The sequence below is a fragment of the Celeribacter baekdonensis B30 genome, from assembly GCF_000299875.1.
GTDB classification, from domain to species: domain Bacteria; phylum Pseudomonadota; class Alphaproteobacteria; order Rhodobacterales; family Rhodobacteraceae; genus Celeribacter; species Celeribacter baekdonensis_A.
In genome coordinates this window covers 42765-65786 of sequence record NZ_AMRK01000002.1, presented here as the reverse complement: position 1 = coordinate 65786, position 23022 = coordinate 42765, and the positions used below count along the sequence as shown (strand labels likewise).

Annotated in this window: 19 protein-coding genes; 8 read left to right on the top strand and 11 right to left on the bottom strand. The window is 59.3% G+C overall.

Features of this window, described 5'->3' with window-relative positions:
* Positions 1-32: 32 nt before the first annotated feature.
* Together B30_RS03810 and B30_RS03805 are read right to left on the bottom strand one after the other, a co-directional pair.
* Positions 33-3140 (bottom strand): efflux RND transporter permease subunit, encoded by a 3108-nt coding sequence (locus B30_RS03810; RefSeq protein WP_009570695.1) that lies wholly within the window; start codon positions 3138-3140, stop codon positions 33-35.
* A 22-nt stretch (positions 3141-3162) separates the two neighbouring features.
* The gene (locus tag B30_RS03805) at positions 3163-4332 is read right to left on the bottom strand and encodes an efflux RND transporter periplasmic adaptor subunit (protein ID WP_009570694.1); all 1170 of its coding nucleotides are present in this window, start codon (positions 4330-4332) and stop codon (positions 3163-3165) included.
* 225 nt (positions 4333-4557) lie between these two features.
* On the opposite strand from B30_RS03805, the gene B30_RS03795 reads away from it, so the two are divergent.
* From B30_RS03795 to eutC, 3 genes are all read left to right on the top strand, one after another.
* Entirely contained in the window at positions 4558-5229 is a 672-nt protein-coding gene (locus tag B30_RS03795; RefSeq protein WP_009570693.1) for a TetR/AcrR family transcriptional regulator, read from the top strand.
* A gap of 145 nt (positions 5230-5374) precedes the next feature.
* The gene (locus B30_RS03790) at positions 5375-6757 is read left to right on the top strand and encodes an ethanolamine ammonia-lyase subunit EutB (RefSeq protein WP_009570692.1); all 1383 of its coding nucleotides are present in this window, start codon (positions 5375-5377) and stop codon (positions 6755-6757) included.
* On the top strand, positions 6754-7518 hold the full coding sequence (gene eutC, locus B30_RS03785; RefSeq protein WP_009570691.1) for an ethanolamine ammonia-lyase subunit EutC: 765 nt from the start codon (positions 6754-6756) through the stop codon (positions 7516-7518). Before B30_RS03790 ends, eutC begins: the two co-directional genes overlap by 4 nt.
* A gap of 32 nt (positions 7519-7550) precedes the next feature.
* Here eutC and B30_RS03780 read toward each other — a convergent pair whose 3' ends face one another.
* On the bottom strand, positions 7551-8924 hold the full coding sequence (locus tag B30_RS03780) for an aminotransferase family protein (RefSeq protein WP_009570690.1): 1374 nt from the start codon (positions 8922-8924) through the stop codon (positions 7551-7553).
* A 167-nt stretch (positions 8925-9091) separates the two neighbouring features.
* Between B30_RS03780 and B30_RS03775 the strand changes: the two genes are divergently transcribed.
* On the top strand, positions 9092-10582 hold the full coding sequence (locus B30_RS03775; RefSeq protein WP_009570689.1) for an aldehyde dehydrogenase family protein: 1491 nt from the start codon (positions 9092-9094) through the stop codon (positions 10580-10582).
* Here the strand turns inward: B30_RS03775 and B30_RS03770 are convergent.
* Positions 10579-12048, bottom strand: coding sequence for an aminotransferase-like domain-containing protein (locus B30_RS03770; RefSeq protein ID WP_009570688.1), 1470 nt, complete (start codon positions 12046-12048; stop codon positions 10579-10581). The genes B30_RS03775 and B30_RS03770 overlap by 4 nt on opposite strands.
* Before the next feature lie 329 nt (positions 12049-12377).
* Here B30_RS03770 and B30_RS03765 point away from each other — a divergent pair, with 329 nt between their 5' ends.
* The 4 genes from B30_RS03765 (at position 12378) to B30_RS03750 (ending at position 16823) form a co-directional block, all read left to right on the top strand.
* Positions 12378-13523 carry an extracellular solute-binding protein gene (locus B30_RS03765; protein WP_009570687.1) on the top strand — a complete coding sequence of 382 codons (1146 nt, stop codon included), beginning with the start codon at positions 12378-12380 and terminating at the stop codon, positions 13521-13523.
* A gap of 77 nt (positions 13524-13600) precedes the next feature.
* The gene (locus B30_RS03760) at positions 13601-14716 is read left to right on the top strand and encodes an ABC transporter ATP-binding protein (RefSeq protein WP_009570686.1); all 1116 of its coding nucleotides are present in this window, start codon (positions 13601-13603) and stop codon (positions 14714-14716) included.
* Complete coding sequence (locus B30_RS03755; protein ID WP_009570685.1) at positions 14713-15636, top strand: ABC transporter permease; 924 nt, start codon at positions 14713-14715, stop codon at positions 15634-15636. The genes B30_RS03760 and B30_RS03755 overlap by 4 nt, the downstream gene beginning before the upstream one ends.
* Positions 15633-16823, top strand: coding sequence for an ABC transporter permease (locus B30_RS03750; protein ID WP_009570684.1), 1191 nt, complete (start codon positions 15633-15635; stop codon positions 16821-16823). The genes B30_RS03755 and B30_RS03750 overlap by 4 nt, the downstream gene beginning before the upstream one ends.
* 121 nt (positions 16824-16944) lie before the next feature.
* Here the strand turns inward: B30_RS03750 and B30_RS03745 are convergent, their stop codons facing one another.
* The 7 genes from B30_RS03745 to B30_RS03715 all read right to left on the bottom strand — a co-directional run bounded on the left by B30_RS03745 (position 16945) and on the right by B30_RS03715 (position 23022).
* The gene (locus tag B30_RS03745; RefSeq protein WP_009570683.1) at positions 16945-17187 is read right to left on the bottom strand and encodes a hypothetical protein; all 243 of its coding nucleotides are present in this window, start codon (positions 17185-17187) and stop codon (positions 16945-16947) included.
* Between the two features lie 184 nt (positions 17188-17371).
* Positions 17372-18175 (bottom strand): creatininase family protein, encoded by an 804-nt coding sequence (locus B30_RS03740; protein WP_009570682.1) that lies wholly within the window; start codon positions 18173-18175, stop codon positions 17372-17374.
* On the bottom strand, positions 18172-19098 hold the full coding sequence (locus B30_RS03735) for an isopenicillin N synthase family dioxygenase (RefSeq protein ID WP_009570681.1): 927 nt from the start codon (positions 19096-19098) through the stop codon (positions 18172-18174). The genes B30_RS03740 and B30_RS03735 overlap by 4 nt, the downstream gene beginning before the upstream one ends.
* Positions 19099-19716, bottom strand: coding sequence for an NAD(P)H-dependent oxidoreductase (locus B30_RS03730; RefSeq protein WP_009570680.1), 618 nt, complete (start codon positions 19714-19716; stop codon positions 19099-19101).
* The gene (locus tag B30_RS03725; RefSeq protein WP_009570679.1) at positions 19717-20322 is read right to left on the bottom strand and encodes an NAD(P)H-dependent oxidoreductase; all 606 of its coding nucleotides are present in this window, start codon (positions 20320-20322) and stop codon (positions 19717-19719) included.
* Entirely contained in the window at positions 20319-21734 is a 1416-nt protein-coding gene (locus tag B30_RS03720) for an FAD-binding oxidoreductase (protein WP_009570678.1), read from the bottom strand. The genes B30_RS03725 and B30_RS03720 overlap by 4 nt, the downstream gene beginning before the upstream one ends.
* A complete protein-coding gene (locus B30_RS03715) occupies positions 21727-23022 on the bottom strand; it encodes a cytosine deaminase (RefSeq protein WP_009570677.1) in 1296 nt (431 codons plus the stop codon). The genes B30_RS03720 and B30_RS03715 overlap by 8 nt, the downstream gene beginning before the upstream one ends.

The window sequence follows — 23022 nt, the reverse complement described above, 5'->3', positions numbered from 1 at the left end:
GGCCGTTTTCATATCTGTGTGTCGCCTGAGCCTTAGGCGGCGGGTTTTTTACGGCCAAAGAGTTTCATCACCAGCACGAAGAACAGCGGCACGAAGATGATACCAAACACTGTGCCGGAGATCGTCCCGCCCAGAACCGCGGAGCCAACCGCGCGGCGGCCACCGGAGCCTGCGCCCGAGGACAGGACAAGTGGCACAACCCCCAAGGAGAAGGCCAGCGAGGTCATGATGATCGGGCGGAAACGCTGGCGCGCGGCGGTCAGCACCGCGTCGATCACATTGGCCCCGGCGTCATATTGTTCGCGGGCGAATTCCACGATCAAAATGGCGTTTTTCCCGGTCAGACCGATCACGGTCAACATGCCGACCTGAAAGAACACGCCGTTTTGGAAGTTGAACAGGTAGGCCGTGGACAGCGTGCCCAAGATACCGACAGGCAGGGCCAACATGACCGAGAACGGGATCGCCCAGCTTTCATAAAGCGCCGCAAGACAAAAGAAGATCGCGGCCAAAGAGAGCGCATAGAGCATCGGCGCTTGCGAGCCGGAGTCGCGTTCTTCCAGCGACAGACCGGTCCAGGCCACGGCAAATCCCGGCGGCAGGTTGCCGACCAGACGCTCGATTTCCGCCATGGCTTCGCCGGTGGAGACACCGGGGGCGGGGGAGCCCTGGATCTGCATCGCGGGGATGCCGTTGTAGCGGTTCAGACCCTGCGGACCATAGACCCAACGTTCAGAGGCGAAGTTGGAAAAGGCCACAAGATCGCCGGTGCTGTTGCGGACCCGCCATTTTTGCAAATCGGTCGGGGTGGCGCGGGCATCGGCTTCGCCTTGGACATAGACGCGTTTGGTTTTGCCATTGTCATCGAAATCGTTGACGTAGGTCCCGGCCATGGCAATCGAAAGCGTGTTGCCGACATTGGTGGGAGATACGCCCATCGCGCCCGCAGCGCGCCAGTCGATGTCCAATTTGAACTGGGTCGCGTCCTCAAGGCCCGAGGGGCGCGCCGAGGCGATCAGCGGGCTTTGCGCCGCCATGCCCAGCAACATGTTGCGGGCTTCCAGGAGTTGTTCATGGGTCTGGCCGCCGGGGGCCTGCAGGTAAAAGTCAAAACCCGAAACGTTGCCAAGTTCGGTGACCGCAGGTGGCACAATCGGGAAAGCCATGGCTTCCTGGATGCCCATGAAGGCGCCATAGGCACGGCCTGCGATGGCCTGAACCGATTGCGCCGGGCTTGGACGGTCTTCCCAATCTTTCAGGCGCACAAAGGCCAAGCCGTTGTTTTGTCCGGCACCGGCAAAGGAGAAGCCGACAATGGTAAAGATCGAATCCACGGCCTCTTTTTCGGCGTTGAGGAAATACTCCTGAATTTGCATATTGGCTTTGGCGGTGTTTTCGGCGGTGGACCCCGCCGGACCTTGCACCAGCGCCAACATGATGCCCTGATCCTCATCGGGCAAAAAGCCGGTGGGGGTTTGCAGGAACAACCACACAATGCCGCCGCCCATGACGGCATAAATCATCAACATCCGCAGTGGACGCCGCACCGTATAGCCTACGGTTGCACCATAGCCGCCGGTGATTTTATCAAACATCCGGTTGAACAGGCCAAAGGGGCCGCGTTTGGTGTGATGGGCGTCTTTGCCACGCAACAAGGTGGCGCAAAGCGCAGGCGTCAGGGTCAAAGCCACAACGACAGACAGCAACATGGCCGAGACGATGGTGATCGAGAACTGGCGGTAAATCACCCCGGTGGAGCCACCGAAAAACGCCATCGGAATGAACACGGCAGAGAGCACCAAGGCGACGCCGATCAGCGCGCCGGTGATCTGATCCATGGATTTGCGCGTGGCCTCGCGTGGGCTGAGGCCCTCTTCTTCCATGATCCGTTCGACGTTTTCGACCACCACGATGGCGTCATCGACCAAAAGACCGATGGCCAGAACCATCGCCAACATGGTCAGCACGTTGATCGAATAACCAAACATCGACAAGATCGCGAAAGTCCCGAGCAAAACGACAGGCACAGCCAAGGTCGGGATCAACGTGGCGCGCAGGTTTTGCAAGAACAACAGCATGACGAAGAACACCAAAACGATGGCTTCCATCAGGGTTTTCTGGACTTCGTGGATCGAGATTTCGACAAAGGGCGTCGTGTCATAGGGGATGACGTAGCTCACGCCTTCGGGGAAATACTGTGCATATTCGCTAATTTTTTCACGCACCAATTTCGACGTGTCGAGCGCATTGGCACCGGGGGCAAGCTGGATCGCCATGCCGGAGGCGGGGTTGCCATTGTATTGGGCAATCGTGGAGTAGTTTTCCGCACCGACTTCGACACGGGCCACGTCTTGCAACAACACAATGCCACCGTCGCCTTCGGAGCGCAGGATGATATTGCGGAAATCTTCCGGCGTTTTCAAAAGCGATTGCGCCGTGATGGTGGCGTTCAGGGCCTGACCCTCGGGGGAGGGCAGACTGCCAAAGGCCCCCGCCGAAATCTGGGCGTTTTGCGAAGAGATCGCGCTGACGACATCGGAGGGCGTCATGTCAAAAGCGGCCAGTTTGGACGGATCGAGCCAGATTCGCATGGCATATTGCGCCCCAAAAATCTGGGTGCCGCCGACACCTTCGATGCGGCTGAACGCGTCGACAAGATTGGTGTTGAGATAATCGGCAAGATCAGCCTGATCCAACTGGCCATCTTCGGAAATCAGACCGATCACCATCAAGAAACCCGCCGAGGATTTTTGAACGGTCACGCCTTGGCGCTGCACCGCTTCGGGCAAAAGCGCCGTGGCCTGGGCCAATTTGTTTTGCACCTGAACCTGCGCGATGTCCGGGTCAATCCCGGTTTCAAAGGTCATGGTGATCGAGGCCGACCCCGATGAGGTCGAACTTGATGACATATATCGCATTCCGTCCAACCCGGTCATCTGTTGTTCGATGACTTGGGTGACGGTGTTGGCCACGGTTTCGGCCGATGCCCCCGGATAGGTGGCGTGGATCGAGACCGAGGGCGGTGCGATTTGCGGGTATTGGGCAATGGGCAGGGTGACGATCGACAGCGCACCAATGCCCATGATCAGGATCGAAATAACCCAGGCAAATACCGGGCGGTCAATGAAAAAACGGGCCATGAGGGGTCCTTCCGGGCTTTGCTCAGTTGCTGTCGCTGGAGGCGGGGACGGCCTCTTGCGGTTGCGGGGCGACGGTCATACCGGGGGAGACTTTTTGCAGTCCGGCCACGATCACCATCTCACCAGAGGCGACACCCTCGGTCACCACCCAATTCGCGCCTTGATCGCTTTGCACCGTCAGCGTGCGCTGTTCGACGACATGTTCGGGCGTGACGACAAAGACCATCGGGCGACCGCGCCGATCCCGTGTCACCGCCTCTTGCGGCACCAGGATCGCGCCCTTGATCAGACCTTGCGGCATCTCGACCTGAACATACATGCCGGGCAGCAGGAAATGATCCGGGTTCGGGAAGGACAGGCGCAACAGGATCGAGCCGGTTTGTTCATCGACATGGGGCTCTGCGGCGGACAATTCGCCTTTTTGCTCATAGGTGCTGCCATCGGTCAGCCGCAGCTCGACCGTTTGGCCGATGTTGCCGGCAAAGACCGCATCGCTTCCGGCGCGCTGCCAGCGCAGCATGTCTGCCGCCGCCTGGGTGACATCGACATAGACCGGATCGAGCGCGCGGATCACGGTGAGCGGGCTGGCTTGCCCTGAGGTGACAAGCGCCCCTTGGGTGATTTGGCTGAGACCCACCACGCCGGCGATCGGTGCGCGGATCGTGGCGCGGTCCAGATCAATCTCGGCGGACAAAAGATTGGCTTCGGCCAGTTTGATCGCGGCTTCTGCGGAATCGCGGGCGGCGATGGCACTGTCGAGGTTTTGCTGCGCCACGACATTGCGCGATTTCAATTCCTGCTGGCGATCATATTCGATCATCGCCGATTTCAGCGCGGCCTTGGCCTGGGCCAAACCGGCCTCGGCCACTGCCTTTTGCGCCTCATAAGAGGCGGCGTCGATTTCATAAAGCGCATCGCCTTTTTCAACCGGGCGACCCTCTTCAAACAGACGGGCGCGGATGATGCCATCGACCTGGGGACGCACTTCGGCGGCACTTGAGGCGGCAACGCGACCGGGCAGAGGGGCGGTCAAGGTGATGTCTTTGGCCTCCAGCGTGACCACGGTCACAGGCGTTGGCGGGGGTGATTCTTGCGCGAAGGCGGGCATCGCGGCGCAGAGGGCAAGCGCAAAGGCGGTGGACATCCGGCGCAGCGACACAGGCAGGCTTTGGGGGAGGAGGGTGTTGGGCATGGAGGTCTCCGGCAAGGGGATTGGGGCACGCGTAGGAACGGCCCAGTCTCAGGAATGATGCGTTTGCGATGGCTCTGTTTATCACACAGGTGTATGTCGCTCTTGAATTTTCATTAAAGAAACGGGATGGTTTTGTAAAGTTTGTGATCGGCACCCTCTCTGTGCACAAATGCAGGACAGTTGTGGGCGAAATGGTGGCGATCATGGCAAGCAGGAGAAGCGCATATGGTGAAAGAGACAGATATGAATGCGTGTGAGCCTCATCGCCGTCGCGGTCGCCCGGTTCAAATGGACAGTGCTGCACGCGAAGAGGAAATTGTGCGTGCCACCAAAGCGCTGTTGATGAGTTCGTCCTTGGATGAGGTCACGATGGCGGCGATTGCACGCGAAACCGGCATGTCAAAGCGCACGATCTACGCTCATTTTGACAGTCTCGAAGCGCTCCTGCGCCGCAGCATGGCCGAGATTGGCAAGGTGATTTTTCTGCCCTTGAATGAGGTCGAGAAAACCAAACCTTTGAAGGAGCGTTTGTCGCTTTTGCTCACGCTGAACAAGCCGCCGGTCAGTGAAGACCGCAAGCGGGAGTTCCTGCGCACCCTGATTGCCAAGGCGCATGTCTACCCCAATCTGGCGCGTGAAATGTGCCAGAATGGCCGCGGCATCTTGCGCGGGTACATCTGTGCCGAGTTGGAGGAGGCCGTGCGCGAGGGGGTGTTGAAAATTGCTCCCGGTCGGCTGGCGCTGGCAGCGGAGATTTTGATGGATATGGCGTTTTGGGATCCGGTGCCAAGCCTGTTGGACCCGGACTATATCTATCCGGTTGAGGGCGATATGGCCCTGCGCCGCGAGGCGGCGATTGAGATTTTTCTCAACGGCTGCCTGACACATAGGCCATAGGCGCGGCGATAAATTATGCGTCTGTGCCTCATTTTAGGGCGCAGACGAGAATGCGCGCTCCGGTCATTGGGTCAGGGGCGGTTTTCACGGGGCTTTCGCAACGGCGCATTTTAGGTCTTAACTGGATCGCATGTGAGAGGACCGAATGAGCCGTTTTCAAACCCTTTTGGCAGGTGAACGTCACAGCTTTGGCTCTTTGGCGGAAGTGATGGCCAAGGCCACGCCCGCGCGTTCTGGCGATGCTTTGGCAGGGGTGATGGCCGAGAGCGATGTCGAACGGGTCGCGGCCCAAATGGTGCTGGCCGATTTGCCGCTCAAGCTGTTTTTGACCGACCTGCTGATCCCCTATGAGATCGACGATGTCACCCGGCTGATTGTCGACAGTCACGATGCGGTGGCCTTTGCGCTGGTGTCTCACATGACCGTCGGGCAATTTCGCGATTGGCTGTTGTCCGACGTGGCTGACGCGCCGACGCTGAGCGGGCTTGCGCCGGGGTTGATGCCGGAAATGGTCGCCGCCGTTTCAAAACTCATGCGCAACCGCGATCTGATTGCTGTGGCGCGCAAAATCCGCGTGGTCACCGCGTTTCGCACCACCTTGGGTCTTGAGGGCCGCATGGGGTCGCGCCTGCAACCCAACCACCCCGCCGATGATCTCAAAGGCATCGTTGCCTCTACGCTCGACGGGCTGTCCTTTGGCGTTGGCGACGCGGTGATCGGGATCAACCCGGCGACGGACAATATTCCCACCGCCATGGCGCTGTTGCAAATGTTGGATGATCTGCGGCAAAGCTACCACATTCCGACCCAAAGCTGTGTTCTCACCCATGTGACCAACGCCATCGAGATCATCAACCGCGGTGCGCCGGTCGATGTGGTGTTTCAATCGGTGGCTGGAACCCAAGCCGCCAATGAGGGCTTTGGTGTGACCCTCTCGATGCTGAAAGAGGCGCATGAGGCCGCGCTCTCACTAAGGCGCGGCACGGTCGGTCAAAACGTGATGTATTTCGAAACCGGGCAGGGGGCGGCGCTCTCCGCCAATGCCCATCATGGCATTGACCAACAAACGCTTGAGACCCGCGCCTATGCGGTCTGCCGCACCTATGATCCGTTGATTGTGAATACGGTCGTCGGCTTTATCGGGCCTGAGTATTTGTATGACGGTAAAGAGATCATCCGCGCCGGGCTTGAGGATCATTTTTGCGGCAAACTCTTAGGCCTGCCGATGGGCTGTGATGTCTGTTACACCAACCATTCCGAGGCAGATCAAAACGATATGGATGTGTTGATGACGCTTCTGGCAGAGGCGCGGGCACATTTCCTGATCGGTGTGCCGGGGGCCGATGACATCATGCTCAATTACCAAAGCCTGTCGTTCCATGACATTGCCTATCTGCGCAACAGCCTTGGGTTAAAGGCCGCGCCGGAGTTTGAGGCCTGGCTCATGGCGATGGGGATCGTCTCTGAGACCGGACATTTGGGGGAGAGCGGAGCAGGGGCGCTACGGCTTTTGGAGGCGGCGCAATGAGCAATGTCCCGAGCCATGATCCATGGGCCAAGCTGCGCGCCGCCACGGTGGCGCGGATCGGGTTGGGCCGCACGGGGGCGGGTCTGCCGACCGGGGCCAACCTGGGCTTTCAATACGCCCATGCCCGCGCCCGCGATGCGGTGCATTCGGCGCTGGATGTCGAGGCTTTGGCGCGGGATTTGGCACCGCAAGAGGTGATCCGCGTCGCCTCCGCCGCGCCAGATCGCGGCACCTATCTGCGCCGCCCGGATTTGGGGCGAAGGCTGGCTTCGGGTGAGGCGGAAAAGCTCAACGCCCGCGCACCCTGTGATGTGGCCTTTGTCATCGCCGACGGGCTGTCCTCTGCCGCAGTGCAAACCCATGCGGCGGCGGTGGTGCATGCCTGTGTGCCGAAAGTGTCAGGGCTGAGGATCGGCCCGGTTGTCATCTCTGCGCAGGCCCGTGTGGCGATTGGCGATGAGATTGGCGATCTCTTGGGGGCACGGTTGGTGGTGGTCTTGGTCGGTGAACGACCGGGGTTGAGTGTCGCCGATAGTTTGGGCGCGTATTTGACCTTTGGTCCGCGCATTGGTCGACGCGACAGCGACCGCAATTGCCTGTCCAACATCCATGGCAAGGGCGGGATGAGCCCGGATGAGGCGGCGCGCAAGATCGCCTGGCTGACCCGCGCGGCGCTCACATTGGGCCTCACGGGCACCGGATTGAAAGAAGACAGCGCGCAGGTTGAAACGGAAAATGCCCCGCGCATAGGCGGGGCATAATTCGTTTTAGATCAATGCAGTAGTGTTTTAACTTAAAGTGCCGACTCAACCGTGGTCAACCCGTTATCCACCGCATCCAAAATCCGGTCGATCTCGGACGGCCCAGAGATCAGCGCCGGTGAGAAACACAGCGTGTTGTTGAAGCCGGGGATCGAGCGCATGGTCGCGCCGATGATCACGCCCTGCTTGTCGCATTCGGCCACAACCGCCTGCACCAGCTTTTCGGCCAGTGGCTCTTTGGTCTCCCGATCCGCCACCAATTCCGCGCCACAGAACAGGCCTTTGCCGCGAATATTGCCAATCAGCGGGTGTTTGTCTTCGAGCATCGCCAAACCCTCCATCAGGCGCGCGCCCATGGCTGTGGTGTTGGCGAGCAAGCCCTCTTCCTCGATGATTGCCATGTTCTCGAGTGCCGCCGCCGGACCCGCCGTACAGCCGCCAAAGGTGGAGATGTCGCGGAAGTGGTTGAGTTGGTCTTCGGGGGCGTCCTTGAACATCGAAAACACCTCATCCGTGGTGATCAACACCGCGATGGCGGCATAGCCCGAGGCCACGCCTTTGGCGGCGGTGATGAAGTCCGGTTTGATGCCGTAGTTCTGATAGCCAAACCATTCTCCGGTCCGGCCCATGCCACACACCACCTCGTCGATGTGCAACAGAATATCGTATTTCTGACAGATCTCCTGAACCTTTTCCCAATAGCCCTCTGGCGGAGTGATCACGCCGCCGCCGGCGGTCACGGGTTCAAGACAGAGCGCGCCCACAGTATCGGGGCCTTCGCGCAGGATCACCTCTTCGATCGCCTCGGCGGCGCGGAGACCGTAATTCTCCACATCCCATTGTTTGCGGTACTCAAGGCAATGCGGCACCTGGACGAAATCAGGCACGAAGGGGCCATAATGCGTGGCGCGTTGTTGTTGACCACAGGCCGACAGCGTAGCGATGGTGGTGCCGTGATAATCGCGGTCGCGATAGAGGATTTTGGATTTCTTGCCGCCATAGCGTTGATGCGCAATCTGGCGCACCATTTTGAAAGCCTTTTCATTGGCTTCCGACCCGGAGTTACAGTAATAAACGCGGCTCAGGCCGGGGGTTTTCTCGGTCAGTTTCTCGGCAAAGGTCGCCGCCGGAATAGATCCGGCAGAGCCCGCGAAATAGTTCATTTTGATCAACTGATCGCGTACCGCATTGGCGATCCGTTCGCGCCCGTAGCCGACGTTGACGGTCCACACGCCGCCCGACACCGCGTCCAGAAATTCGCGGCCATTTTGATCCCAGACCAACATGCCCTTGCCCTCGACGATGATCCGCGGATCGCGGCTTTCGAGCAGTTGGTGTTGGAACATATGGTGCCACACATGAGCGCGATCGGCGCTGACGACGGCAGAGAGATCATTGTCATACATTTGGGAACTCCGTGGCAAAATGGGGTGTTCAAGCCGGCCTCTTGAGGCGGTGCATGCGGCCAGCGGAAACGATTTGGCGCTCCAGTTCAAGGAAGAAGCCAATCTGGACCCATTGAATCATTTGGCTGGCTCTGTCCGGGTCTGACCTTTCCGGCGATGGATGGGGGATGAACAGCATCGCATCCCCATTCCCCGACGCCGCCGCCGTCATCGTGGCCTATCGCAACCTCAATCTTGTGGGCGGCGAACGCGTGCCTGTGGCGGCGGGACTGGACGTGTTGAACCCGGCCACGGGCGCAGTTTTGGGACAGGCTGCCGCGTCAAAAGCCGCCGAGACGAACGCCGCCGTTGAGGCCGCCAAAGCCGCCGGGGCAGCATGGGCTGCGATGCCTGCCCGCGAGCGCGGCAAACGGGTCGCAAGCGCCGGACGCGCCTTGGCCGAACACGCCGAGTTGGTGGCGCAAGTTTTGGCGCGCGAGACCGGCAAGGCCATCCGCACCGAATGCCGGGGCGAGGTCGCCGTGTCCGCTGATATCATGGAATTTTACAGCGGGCTGGGGTCGGAACTCAAAGGCGAAACCATCCCGTTCAACCCGCGTATGTTGACGATGACGGTGCGCGAACCTTTGGGCGTTGTGGCGGCGATTGTGCCGTGGAACGTGCCTTTGGTGTTGATGATGCTGAAAATCGCACCGGCTTTGGTGGCGGGCAACACGGTTGTGGTGAAAGCCTCCGAAGAGGCGCCCTTTGCCACCTATTTGGCAGCAGAGATCGTGATGGACCACCTGCCTGCGGGCGTGTTGAATGTGATCAACGGCACGGGGCCGGACTGTGGCGCGGCGCTGACCGCGCATCCAGATGTGGCGAAAATCACCTTTACCGGGTCTGAGGCGGTGGGTGAAACCGTCTATAAAGCCGCCGCCGAACGGATCGTGCCCGCCTCCTTGGAATTGGGCGGCAAAAGCCCGATGATCATCTGTGCCGATGCCGATCTGACCAAAGCCGTGGTGGGGGCCATTTCGGGGATGCGGTTCACCCGTCAGGGCCAAAGCTGTACGGCTTCGTCGCGGATGTATGTCCATGACAGCCTGTATGACGGGTTCCTCGCCGCCTTGACCGCCAAATTGGATAGGCTGGTGATTGGCGATCCCTTGGATGAGGCCACAGATATTGGCACGATCATCAACGCCAAACAGGCCAAGGTGGTGGCGGATTATGTCGCCATGGCCGAGGCCGCGCCGGGGGCAAAGGTCGTCCGCTGTGGCAAGATGCCAGAGGGCGCGGGCCTGTCGCCTGATCTCTTTGCACAGCCGACGCTGCTGCTTGGCTTGCCCGAAGACCACCCCTGCGTGCAAAACGAAATCTTTGGCCCCGTGGCGGTGATCCAACCGTGGTCCGACTATGAGGACGTGATCGCGCGCGCCAATGACAGCCGCTATGGCTTGGCCGCGACGGTGTGGACCCAAAGCCTGTCGATGGCCTTGGACGCGACATCCCGGCTCAACGCGGGCTATGTGCAGGTGAACCAAAATCTGACGATCCAACCCAATGTGTCCTACGGCGGGTTTGGGCGATCGGGATTGGGCAAAGAGGCGTCTTTGGAGGCGATGCTCGCGCATTTTACCCGCTCGAAAACCATCGTGATGAATTTCGATTAACGCAGGCTGTCAATCGCCAGTTTCAATTCGCCGATCCCCGGCGCGATCTTGGCCAGATCAATCGCCCCAAACCCCAGTCGCAATTGATTGCGCGGCGGGTTGAGGCGCAGGTAATGTAGCGTGCCGTTTTCCACCAAAACGCCGCGTGCCTCGGCGGCGGTGAATACGTCGCCCGCATCCATGCCTTCGGGCAGGGCCATCCAGATGCCGGACCCGCCGGTGGTCATCGTCGCCTGACAGTCGGGCAATTGCCGGTCTATCTCGCGCAGCATCATGTGCCATTTTTCCGACATGGCGCGGCGGTGGCGGCGGATATGGGCGTCATAATGGCCTTCCGCGAGGAACAGCGCCATCGCGCGTTGCGCCAGCGCCGAGGGGTGGCGATACATCAACCGCCTCAGAGCGCGCAGCTCTTTGATCACCGCGCGGTCGGCGGCGATGAAGCCAAGTCGGATGCCGGGAAACAGCGGCTTGGTGAGCGAGCCGACATGGATCACCCGCCCGCAGGGATCGAGCGCCTTCAAGGTCGGATGTTGAGCGCCCAAAAAGTTCAACTCATGTTCGTAATCGTCTTCAAGGATCAGGAAATCATGGAGTGAGGCCGCTTCGATCAAGGCCAACCGTCGCTCCATCGGCATGGTCACATTGGTTGGCGATTGATGCCCCGGCGTGACGTAGACCATATCGGCGTTCGCCAATTCTGGACCGGGTTTTAACCCCTTGCGATCCACTGGCGTGGGGACGATCTGCGCGCCATGAGCGGCAAAGATATTGCGGGCATCGACGTAGACCGGGTCTTCGATATGGATCTCTTTGCTGGCATCGGCAAACAATTCCGCCACCATCCACAGCGCGTTTTGCGCGCCCACCGTGATCAACATCTCGTCGGGATCGGCGCGAAAGCCGCGCTGCGGTAGCACGCGCCGCGCGATCTGTTCCAACAAAAGCGGATCGTCGCTGTCGACCAAATCATCGGCCCATGTGCCGACATGGCGCGAGGTGCCCGCCCGGCGCAAACAATCGCGCCAGCGCGCCACCGAGGTCTCATCGCGCCCGACCTGACCATAGACAAACGGGTAGGGGAATGTGCGCCAATCGCTGCGTTTGGCGATATTGGGTTGGGTGGTGTAGCGCCGGGCATAGGCGCGGGTGAAATCGGGGGCAACGGCGCGGTCTTGCGAGCGGCGTGGCGGTGAGACGTTGAGTTTTTCGCGCACGAGGTTTTCGTCGATGAAATAGCCGCGCCGGGCTTTGGCGGTGATGAACCCGTCTTGGTTCAGCCGCTCGTAGACGATGGAAATGGTGTTGCGTGACACACCGATGGCGGCCGCGAAGGCGCGCGAGGAGGGCAGCGGATCGACGGGGGAGAGTGCGCCGTCGAGGATCGCCTGAATGAGCCGCTCTTGGATCTGATGCTGCAAGGACGCGCTTTGATCAAAGGCGGGGGTAAAATAGCGTTCCAACATAAGGGCGCACCGTTTCTTTCATTGTCTCATTCATCGCGTCTCTTTCACCGCCGCTGTGTTTCGCGAGGGCGATGACACCTCCGCCCGCAAGCTGTGCAGGGGCGACCCGATAGCGCCACTCTATTGAGCATCACGGTAAGGTACAGGGGCGAAACGCGCTCTGGACCCATAATTTAGCACAACTGGCTCTAAATACGCCAGACAGGCCGCCCCTAGGCTTTTCTCATGAGCGGCGATGGGATGATCCTGCGCCGTGGTTCGACCGAATGACCAAAGAAACATGACGCAAAAGCGCGGCGAGCCAGCCAACCAAGTTCACGGGGAGTGACATGAAGACACCCAATTTTACCAAATCCGAAGGCGTCGCACGACGTGGTTTCCTCAAAGGCTCCGCCGCAGTGCTGGGCGGACTGGCGGCACCTGCGCTGGTCAGCCGATCCGCGCTTGCTTCCTCGGGCGAACTCAACGTGATGATGTGGTCCGATTATTTGCCGGAAAGCTTCGTGACCGCCTTTGAGAGTTCTACGGGCATCAAGCTCAACTTTACCGGCATCGGTTCCAACGATGAGATCATCAACAAACTCAAAGCCACCGGCGGCGAGGGGTTTGACATCGTCTCCCCGACCGTGAACCGCAATCTGTTGTGGGCCGAACTGGGTCTGTTGCAGCCGTTTGACATGTCCAAAATCGCCATCGATAAAGTCAACCCGGCGATGGCTTTGGGTGAGAAACATTGGAATTTCGAAGGCAAAGGCACGTTCTGGGTGCCGCATATCTGGGGCACCGAAGGCGTGGCGTGGCGCACCGATCAATTCACGCCCGCGGGCGAATTTCCGTCCTATTACGACATCTGGGATGATGCGAATGCGGGCAAAACCATGGGCCGGGGGCATTCGATGATGTTGGGGCTTGGTCTGGGCATGGAGCGCCTTGGCCTGATGGAGCCGGGGTCGATGTGGGCCGCCTATACCACGCCTGAGAAGATGACCGAAGTTTGGGATGTCGTTTTGGCCCATGCGATTGAAAAGAAGGGCAATATCAAGCTGATTTGGAACGATTCAGACACCCAGAAGAACGGTCTTTTGAACGAAGGTGTCATTGTGGGACAGACCTGGGATGGCCCGCCGATTGCGTTGAAAAACGAAGGCGAGCCGGTGATGTACCGTGCGCCGATTGAGGGCGCGATGGCGTGGGTGGATGGCATGGCGATGCCGACGGGGGCGACCAATATTGACCAAGCCTATGCCTTTATCGATGCCTGTTATAACCCGGAATGGGCGGGCGAGGCGATCAAAACCCACGGCTACAACTCGCCGGTTTTGGGCGCGGATGCTTTTGGGGGCGAGGTTTACGCCAAAAACTTTGCCGATGCCTATCCGGGCGAGGCTTTGGCGAATTTGAATGCATGGCCAGCAGAGGCACCTTGGTATTCGGAAATGCGCACCGAGTATGCCAATACATTCCTCTCGGCCTGATCTGGGTCACGACCGCTCTGCGCCTTTTGGCGTGGGGCGGTTTTCATTTTGATGACCCACAATAATAAGGCGATACCATGCCAGAGACCTCCCCAGTCAATTCCCCTGACCGCTCCGTTCTCCTCGATCATGTTTCCATCCGATTTGGCAATTTCACCGCCGTCGACAACGCCAATCTCAAAATCAATTCCGGCGAATTCTTTTCCTTTCTCGGCCCTTCCGGCTGTGGCAAAACCACGCTGTTGCGCTGTATTTCGGGGTTTTCCGATCCCACCGAAGGTCGGGTATTAATCGGCGCGAAAGACATGAAGGGCGTGGGGCCGAACAAACGTCCGACCGCCTTGATCTTTCAACATCTGGCGTTGTTTCCCTTGATGTCGGTCGCTGACAATATCGCGTTTCCGTTGGAAGTACGTGGGGTGAGCAAGAAAGAGCGCCGCAGGAAAGCCGAAGAGCTGCTTGATATGATTGCCCTGCCGGGGATTGGCGACAAAAAGGTCTCGGAACTGTCGGGCGGACAAAAACAGCGCGTGGCGATTGCCCGCGCTTTGGCGGTGCAGCCGGATATTTTGCTCTTGGACGAACCGCTCTCTGCGCTTGATCTCAAGCTGCGCCAACATATGCGCACCGAGCTGCGCGCCATTCAACAACAGGTCGGCGTGACCTTTATCTACATCACCCACGATCAGGGCGAGGCCTTGACGATGTCGGATCGGGTGGCGGTGATGAGCAAGGGCGTGATCGAACAGGTCGGCGCACCGGATCAGATTTACAATCGCCCGCGTTCGTCTTTCGTGGCCTCGTTTGTTGGGGAAAACAATGCGTTGAAGGGTGTTGTTAAGAGGCAATCTGAAGATATGGCCGCGCTTGAAACCCCGATGGGCACCTTTGAGGCCCGCGTCGGTGGCGGGCGCAAATATAAGCCCGGCGATGAGGCGTTGCTGTTTGTGCGGCCCGAACAATTGGTGCCCGGCCAGGCGGAAAACGCGTTTCAGGCCACGCTGTCGCGGCAAGAATTTGAAGGTGCCACCAATCATGTGTTCGCCCGTGCAGGCGACACCGAATTGCGCGTGTCCATGGTCAACGCGGGCCTTGCGGGCAGCGTTGGCTCCAAGGGCGACACGCTCTCGCTGGGCTTTGCGCCGATGAATGCCACGATCCTGCCTGTGGGTCAGATCGCGAGCGAAGCATGAAACATCTGACACAGGCCTACCGCGCGCTGGCCAATCGGCATGGCTTGGGTGCTGCGCTGTTTGTCGCCATTGCCGTGACGCTTTGGGTGGTGGTGTTTATCACCCTGCCGCAACTGTCGATGTTGGATTATTCCTTCCGCTTCAACCTGCCCGCCGATCAGATCGGCACGGATGCGGATCACTACACGCTGTCGAATTTTCACAGCTTTTTCTTCAACGCTGATGGGTCGCTCAACACGTTGGATTTGGTCATTTTGGGGCGTACGCTCTTGGCCGCCGCCATCGTCACCCTGATTGACGTGCTGATCTGTTACCCCATCGCCTATATCCTTGCCCATGGGGCCAAAGGCGTGGCCGCGCGGTTGATGGTGATCGGCTTGATCCTCCCCTATTGGATCAATGAGATCCTGCGTGCTTTCGCCTTTCGGGTGCTGTTTGGGGCCACGGGCGTGGTCAACACGGTGGGGATGCAGATGGGGCTTTGGGACGTGCCGGTGGATTTCATCCGCGCCGATGTCGCGCTCTATTTTGGCCTGTCCTACGCCTATATCCTGTTGATGATTTTCCCGATGTACAACGCCATCGAGGCACTCGATCACACCCAAGTCGAAGCCGCCCGCGACATGGGCGCGCCGCTCTGGCGGGTGCATTGGCGGGTGGTGTTGCCGATTGCCAAACCGGGGATCGTGTCGGGCGCGACCATGGTGTTTATGCTCACAGCCGGGGCCCTGGCCGCGCCGCAAATTCTGGGCGGGCCGTCAAACCTGTGGTTCACCCAAGTCATCTACCAATGGTTCAATGAAAGCTCCAACTGGCCACGTGGTTCGGCCTACGCCGTGGTGTTGCTTTTGACCTGTATCTCTTTTGTTTTGTTGATGATGCGGGTGTTTAAGGTCTCTGTTGGGGAGATCGGAAAATGAGCCGGGCGGTTGTCTTTGGTGGCGCTTACGCCATCGCGTTTTTCTCCTTTTTGTTTGGCCCGCTGATCATCATGGTGATCACCGCCTTCAACTCGTCGAAATTCCCCCGCGTGGTGCCATGGGAATGTTTCACCACGGGCTGGTTTGCCGAACTCTTTGGCAACCAACGGCTGATGGACGGCTTGCTCAATTCCGTGATCATCGGGGTGGGCGTGGTCGCGCTGGCGGTGCCGATCGGGCTTGCGGGCGCTTTGGCCTTGTCCGAATTGCCCTCCAAACTGCGCGCCACGCTTTACACGGTGTTGATCCTGCCGATCCTGATCCCCGGTGTGGTTTTGGGCATCTCGACCATCGTGCTGTGGGGGCAGATTTCGCGCGGGCTGGGCGGGGCGGTACAGGCCGGGATCTACAACGGTTATTTCCTGACCATCGTGGGCCAGATCACCTTTGTCTCCGCCTATGCGATGTTGGTGTTCATCGCCCGGTTGCAACGGTTCGACGCCACCCAGACCGAGGCGGCTTTGGATCTTGGCGCTACGCCGGGTCAGGCGTTTCGCAAAATTTTGCTGCCCTTTATGGCCCCGGCGATTGGCTCGGCGGCCTTCATCACGCTTTTGGCGTCGTTCGAGAATTACAACACCACGGTGTTCACCGTCCTCTCGGAAAGCACATTCACCACGGCGCTTGCCTCAAAGGTGCGGCATGGCACGGACCCGTCACTCTCCGCTTTGGCCGTAATCATCATCACGATCACGCTTGTGGGGGCCTTGACCAACGAGGCAGTGCAGCGGCGCAAAGAGGCGGAACTGGGCGGCAAGGCGTCCCGCTCGCCGCTCTACGCCAATCCGGTGACGCGCGCGCTGACCCATCCGGGTGTGGTGTTCGCGATCCTCGTGGCGATTGTGGCAACGGTGTCCTACATCGGCTCTAAACACGACAGCTCGGTCTGTGAGGCCGCGATTTTGCAAGACAAACTCGACCGCCAAGCCGAGTTGCGCGCCGCGCAAAAGGCCAAGATCGAGGCGCAAGAGACGGAGCAGGGTATCACCGTACCGAAACCCGAAGGCGGGTTTGGTGGCGCTTTTGGGGGACTGGGCGGAGCGGCACCCACGCCCGCAGCTCCGAAACCCGAGGGCGGCTTTGGCGGCGCCTTCGGGGGTATCGCACCGCCCGCGCCAAGCGAGTGAGGTTTGGGGGATCAGGTGCGGCAAGGCGCATGAAGGGGAATTCGGGGGGCTTTTGGAATGGGGACCAGCTTTTAGGACAAAGCTACCGTTCCAAACTTGAAGGTATGGTCGTGATGCAGCTTTACCGGACCTTCAGAATGCGCTTCCAAAGCGTTCCACCAAAATATCTTTTACCGGCCCAAAAATAAGCAAATATTAGGCCAAATAGTAGGAGTGCGGGCAACCCGCTAAGTTGAAAGCCACTTTCAGTCATTCCACCAAATAGTGACGCAATAACAAACCCTAAGACAAAGAATGCAGTCAGAAAGTCCAAGATTGCTGCCAATATAATGCGCCAGTGTGCAACAGGTTGTTCGGTGGTCATTTTTATTTCTTTCTATCAGAATGCAAGCGAGACAAATTCATCAGTTCTCTTTGCCTGAAAAAAACATATTTTGGCCTTCAGGGTATGCCAATGAAGGGCTTCAACCCGCCCTTCGCGTCATAACAACACTCCAACAAAAAGGGGACCAATCGGCCCCCTTTGTCATCGCTTCTCACCCGCAGGATCAATCCGGTATCGTGCGCGCGTAGCCCTCAGAGGACAGGTCACGGAACTCCTTGAGCATGTCGATAAACCCCGAAACTTGATGGGCGCAGGTGGCGACGCCTTTCTCGGCGGTGGCCAGATGCGCTTCGCCGACTGTGCCTTTGGGGTTCAGGTCTTTGGACACCCACGCGAGGTTCACCGGACCGATTGGTGAGATCGGCGCGGTTTCTGCCGTTGAGCGGAAATCTTCGGCTTTGGACATGTCCACCAGATGCGGTTTGAAATGCAGCATCAGGGAGGTCTCAAGATCACCGCCATGGATGCCGTAGGTGCTTTCCTGCGCTGAATACAGGCCCTCGGGCTTGCCAAAATTGCCCCATTGGCATTTCACCACCATCATCCCGGCCTGCACCCGCAACTCGCGGCCCAAGATCGAGATCAGGTCCAGATTGCCGCCGTGGGAATTGACGATCACCATCTTTTTCAACCCCGCCCGCGCCACCGACAGCCCGATCTCGGTCCAGGCGTCAAGCGCGGTTTTGGCCGTATAGGTCAGCGTGCCTTTGGCGTGGATATGCTCGTTGGATTTGCCGACCGCCTGCACCGGCAGGATCAGGATATTGATGTCCTCGGGGCAGGTGGCGCGCAGATGCGCCAACATGCCTTCGTTGATGTACTGATCGACGCCGACGGGCAGGTGTGGCCCGTGTTGTTCAACGGCGGCGGTGGGCAGGATGACGATGGTTTTTTCCGGGTCCATATCGGCGAACTCCGTGGTGCGGAACTCGGCCCAGTCGTATCTTTTTTCTGCAAGACGGCTCATGTGATGTCCTTTGGGGTATAGGTCGCGTCCAGGCGCGAGCGCAGATAGTCGGCGCCGGTTATGGCGGCATATTTGGCCTCGCCGGTGCCGGGCAGGGCGGTGATCACGCTGTCCGGGTTCGGGTCGAGGAAAAAGGCGATTGAGCGGCGGGCGGTTTTGGGCGGCAAAACCCGATGCGGGGTGGAGACATAGATGTCATTGCTCCACCGCATCAAACAGTCACCGATATTGACCACGAAAGCGCCGGGCACATGCGGCGCGTCGATCCAATCCAGACCGCGCGGTTTGACCTGCAACCCGCCGACGCCATCGGTCATCAGCAGGGTGACAGAGCCATAATCCGTATGCGCGCCCGCGCCGATGCCCGTCCCGTCTGTCGCGGCCGGATAAGAGAGCACGCGCAGGGTCGCCAAGGGGGCGGTGAAATGGGGCGCAAAATAGTCCTGCGGCAGGTTCAGGTCCAGTTCAAACGCCCGGTGCAACGCGCGCGACAGGGCCCAGATCTGATCGTAATAGGCCAGCATGGTGTCGCGAAAGCCGTCGATTTCGGGCCAGATATTGACGCCCCGGAAAGGCTCGCCATTGAGAACACGCGGATCGTTGGCGGCCAGATCAAGCCCGACATTGAACGCCTCTTTGCGGTCCATTTGGCCGGAGGTTTCGTCCAGCGCCTCAGAGCCTTCACAGGCCCAGCCGCGATTGTGCGGGTTGTTGCGAATGTCGACTTTTGATTTTTCGGCCATGGGACGCGCGAAAAACGTGTCACCCTTGGCAAAGACATCCTTGATCAAGTCGTCGGGAATGCCGTGGCCGGTGATCAAAAAGAACCCGGTTTCGCGGCACGCCCGGCCCAGGTCGCGTACAAAGCCGTCGACATCGGAGCCGGAGGCAAAGCGTTGCCAATCGAGAACAGGAATATCCATTCATCCCTCCTTTGGGGTTGGGGCAGCAATGAGCCGGTCGAGCCGCTTTTGCACCCGCGTCAGGTGTTTGGCGCGGCTTTCAGGCGTGGAACTGTCCATCAGGAAATGCGCGGCAAAGGCGGTTTTACAGCGTTTCGCCAAGATGATCCGCAGCCCGCGCGTCAACGTGCGCTTGCCCGGCGCGCCGACCAGAAAGGTCAGCCAACGGGAGGCGCCGCAGGTGGTGAACACGCCCAGTTTGGTGATATGGGTGAGGCCGGGTTTGATGTCCTCGCCCTCGGATTTCGGCATGATAAACGCCACGTCGGGCACCAAAGCCCGGTCCAACCAGCCCTTGAGCATGGCGGGCAAGCCGTACCACCACGTCGGGTAGATAAAGATCAGCGTGTCGCACCATTCAAGGTCGGTACAATCGCGCTCGACCCGCTTGCGGTTCTCCGGCACGGTTTCGTAGGTCTCGTGATCATAGGCCGACATGACCGGATTGAACCCTTCGGCATAAAGATCGCGTAGGCGCACCTCGGCCCCGGCGGCGCTGAGCCGCGTGAGGACCAAATCGCGAATGCCGCGGTTGAACGAGGTCTCGCGCGGGTGGCAGTAGATGACAAGCGCGCGCATTCAAAACGCCTCCATCTCGCGCCGCACCCGTTCGAGATGCGCTTTGAGCTTTGGCTTGGTGTTGCGGTTCATGTCGTAGAGGCCGATGTATTTCTTTTTTGGCATGCCACAGGCATACCACACCGCACGGGTGACGGTTTTACGGGGTGGATCGGCGTTTTGGATCGCGCGCCAACGGGTGCCGCCATAGGTGGTGCAGGCGTAGAGCTTTTTGATGTTGGTCAGGCCGGGGCGGACCTTGCCATCGACCAGTTTGAAACTGATCCCCGGCAAGAACACCCGGTCTAAAAAGCCTTTGAGGATTGCGGGATAGCCGAAATTCCACACCGGAAACACCATGACCAACGCATCGGCAGCTTTGACGCGAGCGACATAGTCTTTGACCGGTTCGATGTTTGCGGGTTCGTCATGATAGCCCCGGCGCTCGATCTCTGTGAGCACCGGGAAAAAGCCTTCGGCATTGAGGTCGCAATCATCGACCTCCCAGCCGGATGCGGTCAGCGTGCCGACGACCACCTCATGCACCGCCGCGTTAAAGCTTTCGGGGCAGGGGTGGGCGTAGAGCACGAGCACACGGCCTTTGGTGGCTGTGCGGGGCTGGGTCATTCGGCGGCCTCAGGTTTTGGGAGGATGCCTTTGTAGGAATACATATCCGAATAGTCGAAATCCGGTTCATCCCAGGTGATCATTTTGCCAGGATTCAAAAGGCCTTTGGGATCAGCTTCGCGTTTGAAATCAAGCTGGCGCTGGTCGGCGGATTGCCGTCCGCCCTCTTCCAAGGTGTAGCGATGCGGGTTGAAAATCATACAGCCCATCGCCTCGTGATCGGCGACCAGTTGATCCAGCTCCGCCTTGCTCATCGGTTGCACGATGGGCAAGCCAGCAAAGGAAATCCCACCGCCTTCGCGCATGACTTCGAGGTGCATGTAAAGCTTGTCCGCAAAGGCCTCTGAGGCGGCCATGACCTTGTCCACATCGCCACCGTAACGGACCTGAAGATAGGTCAGGTCTTTCTCAAATTTCAGCGCCCGCAGGGTGGTGTGGTTCCAGCCATATTCATAGATCGGACCGGGGTGGCGGTCCCAAACCACATCGTCGGAGCGGTAAATCACCTCGCCCTCGTCAAACCGCGCCAACAGGGTCAGGAACCCGTCCATCGACTGTGGCGCGACCATCAACCCGCAGAGGTGATCGTCCTCGGTGACATGGGCTTTGACGCGCTGGAAATATTTATGCGCAATCGGTGCGCCATAGACCGAGGCGAGTTTGATCAGGATGCCCGGCTCCTTGGTCAGCGTCCCGGCGAATTCTGTGGCCGCGCGGAAGGTGTCAAAGCGCACGAACATCTCGACCCAATCATAGGCGGGGGCGAGCGGCATTTCGAGTTCGGTGATGATGCCGTTGGTGCCGTAAGCGTGGCTGACCCGGTGCAATTCTTCGCCGGTGAACTCCAACACGCGCGGCTCGGCCTCCATGGTCACAATGCGCAACCGGTTGATGTTGCCCAGATCGCGCAGCGCACCCCAATTGGCCGATCCAACCCCGCCGGAGCCACCGGCGACAAAGCCGCCAAGCGAGGCTTGGGAATAGGTCGAGGGGAACATGCGCAATTCCTGACCGGATTTTTCTTTCAGTTCGGCGTCGAGCTCTTTGATGATGATGCCGGGTTCGGCGATGACATAACCTTGGCCGATCTCTTTGATCCTATTCATGCCGGTGATGTGCATGACACAGCCGCCCGCCAAGGGCATGGCTTGGCCGTAATTGCCGGTGCCGCCGCCGCGCATGGTGACGGGGACGTCATGGGCATAGCAGACCTTGAGGACCTCGATCACCTCGGCTTCGGATTTTGGATTGACGACGAAATCGGCCTCCAAATGGTCCATTTCCGCCTTAAGAACCGGCGAATACCAAAAGAAATCGCGGGATTTGTTGCGGATGGTGACGGGGCTTTCGTCCATTTCAATATGGGACAGCGCGGCCTTGGCGGCGGCGATATTGGGTTTCATGTCAGACATGGGATTTGCTCACAATTTGATCGAGTTCACTGTAGGACGGCAGGCTGCGGTCGATGGGATCTCCGTCCCGTAAAACCACCCGGTCGGCCTGTGGACGGGCGAAAAGCTCGGTCCAGTTTCGTGCGTTGCACAGGACCAGATCGGCAGGGGCGCCGACGGTCAATGAGGGGGCGTCAAAGCCACAGGCGCGGGCCGGATTGGTCAAAAACGCCTCGGCCCAATCGGTGCGGCCATGATCCAAATGACAAATCCGCGTGGCTTCGCGCATGACCTCGATCATGTCGAGATCGCCATAGGCGTAGAACGGATCGCGGGTGTTGTCCGAGGCAAAGGAGACGTTGACCCCGGCGGCTTTCAACTCATGCGCCATGGTCACACCGCGCCACCGCGGTGTGCGGCCCGGAGTGCGGTCTTGCAGATACATGTTGCACATCGGTAGGGAGACGACGTTGAGCCCGGCCTCGGCCACCAGCGCGATGATTTCGTTCGCGGTTTCCTCCGGCATCACCGAGATTGAGCAACAATGCCCCACGGTGACGGCGTTTTTAAAGCCCAGTTCCAAAACGGTTTCGGCGATGGTGCGCAGCGTGTCCGAGGTGGGATCGTCGGTTTCATCGACGTGAAAATCGACGTCCAAATCATAGAGTATCGCGAAGTGAAAGAAATCCAACAGCCGCTCTTTCAGGTCTGGCACCGGATAGGTGACCGACCCAAGCGTGTGACCGCCCTCCGCGACAATTTTCGCAATCGCGGGGAAATCGCCCTCGTCACGGAAAATCCGGTCAACGGCCACCAGACAGGAGGCCTGAAGCTCAATCTTGCCACGCCATCTGTCCTGCATCTCGGCAATCACGCCAAAGGAGGAGGCGGCGAGATTGTCCAGGCTGTCGATATGGGTGCGGATCGCCTTGGTGCCATGGGCATAGGCGCAGCGCAGGGCGAAATCCATCCGCGCGGCGACATCCTCGGCCGTCCAATTGCCGTGATCTGCACGCACTGTGTTGAGCGCGCCCATGAAAGAGCCGTCCGGGTTTGAGGCCCGTGGCCAAATGTGCCCCTTGTCCAAATGCGTGTGCATATCGACAAAACAGGGAAAGACCATTGCGCCTTTCATATCAAATCTGGGGATCACAGTTTCGGCTGAGGCTCCAGCGTCCGTTGATGTGATCTTGCCATCTGCAATGGTCAGGTTGGTTTGGATAAGATCCCCCTCAAGGCCCATAAGGCAGGCCGGGAGGGTGACGTTTTCAAGTATCTTCGCGCCGCTGGGCAGAACGCAAAAGCTCAT

Bases quoted from the DNA above. Each gene is read 5' to 3' on its own strand.
- B30_RS03725 (WP_009570679.1), bottom strand. From the start codon at position 20,322: ATGACCCAGCCCCGCACAGCCACCAAAGGCCGTGTGCTCGTGCTCTAC.
- B30_RS03805 (WP_009570694.1), bottom strand. From the start codon at position 4,332: ATGCCCAACACCCTCCTCCCCCAAAGCCTGCCTGTGTCGCTGCGCCGG.
- B30_RS03755 (WP_009570685.1), top strand. From the start codon at position 14,713: ATGAAACATCTGACACAGGCCTACCGCGCGCTGGCCAATCGGCATGGC.
- B30_RS03715 (WP_009570677.1), bottom strand. From the start codon at position 23,022: ATGAGCTTTTGCGTTCTGCCCAGCGGCGCGAAGATACTTGAAAACGTC.
- B30_RS03760 (WP_009570686.1), top strand. From the start codon at position 13,601: ATGCCAGAGACCTCCCCAGTCAATTCCCCTGACCGCTCCGTTCTCCTC.
- B30_RS03795 (WP_009570693.1), top strand. From the start codon at position 4,558: ATGGTGAAAGAGACAGATATGAATGCGTGTGAGCCTCATCGCCGTCGC.
- B30_RS03775 (WP_009570689.1), top strand. From the start codon at position 9,092: ATGAACAGCATCGCATCCCCATTCCCCGACGCCGCCGCCGTCATCGTG.
- eutC (WP_009570691.1), top strand. From the start codon at position 6,754: ATGAGCAATGTCCCGAGCCATGATCCATGGGCCAAGCTGCGCGCCGCC.
- B30_RS03740 (WP_009570682.1), bottom strand. From the start codon at position 18,175: ATGAGCCGTCTTGCAGAAAAAAGATACGACTGGGCCGAGTTCCGCACC.
- B30_RS03790 (WP_009570692.1), top strand. From the start codon at position 5,375: ATGAGCCGTTTTCAAACCCTTTTGGCAGGTGAACGTCACAGCTTTGGC.
- B30_RS03780 (WP_009570690.1), bottom strand. From the start codon at position 8,924: ATGTATGACAATGATCTCTCTGCCGTCGTCAGCGCCGATCGCGCTCAT.
- B30_RS03730 (WP_009570680.1), bottom strand. From the start codon at position 19,716: ATGCGCGCGCTTGTCATCTACTGCCACCCGCGCGAGACCTCGTTCAAC.
- B30_RS03720 (WP_009570678.1), bottom strand. From the start codon at position 21,734: ATGTCTGACATGAAACCCAATATCGCCGCCGCCAAGGCCGCGCTGTCC.
- B30_RS03770 (WP_009570688.1), bottom strand. From the start codon at position 12,048: ATGTTGGAACGCTATTTTACCCCCGCCTTTGATCAAAGCGCGTCCTTG.
- B30_RS03765 (WP_009570687.1), top strand. From the start codon at position 12,378: ATGAAGACACCCAATTTTACCAAATCCGAAGGCGTCGCACGACGTGGT.
- B30_RS03750 (WP_009570684.1), top strand. From the start codon at position 15,633: ATGAGCCGGGCGGTTGTCTTTGGTGGCGCTTACGCCATCGCGTTTTTC.
- B30_RS03745 (WP_009570683.1), bottom strand. From the start codon at position 17,187: ATGACCACCGAACAACCTGTTGCACACTGGCGCATTATATTGGCAGCA.
- B30_RS03810 (WP_009570695.1), bottom strand. From the start codon at position 3,140: ATGGCCCGTTTTTTCATTGACCGCCCGGTATTTGCCTGGGTTATTTCG.
- B30_RS03735 (WP_009570681.1), bottom strand. From the start codon at position 19,098: ATGGATATTCCTGTTCTCGATTGGCAACGCTTTGCCTCCGGCTCCGAT.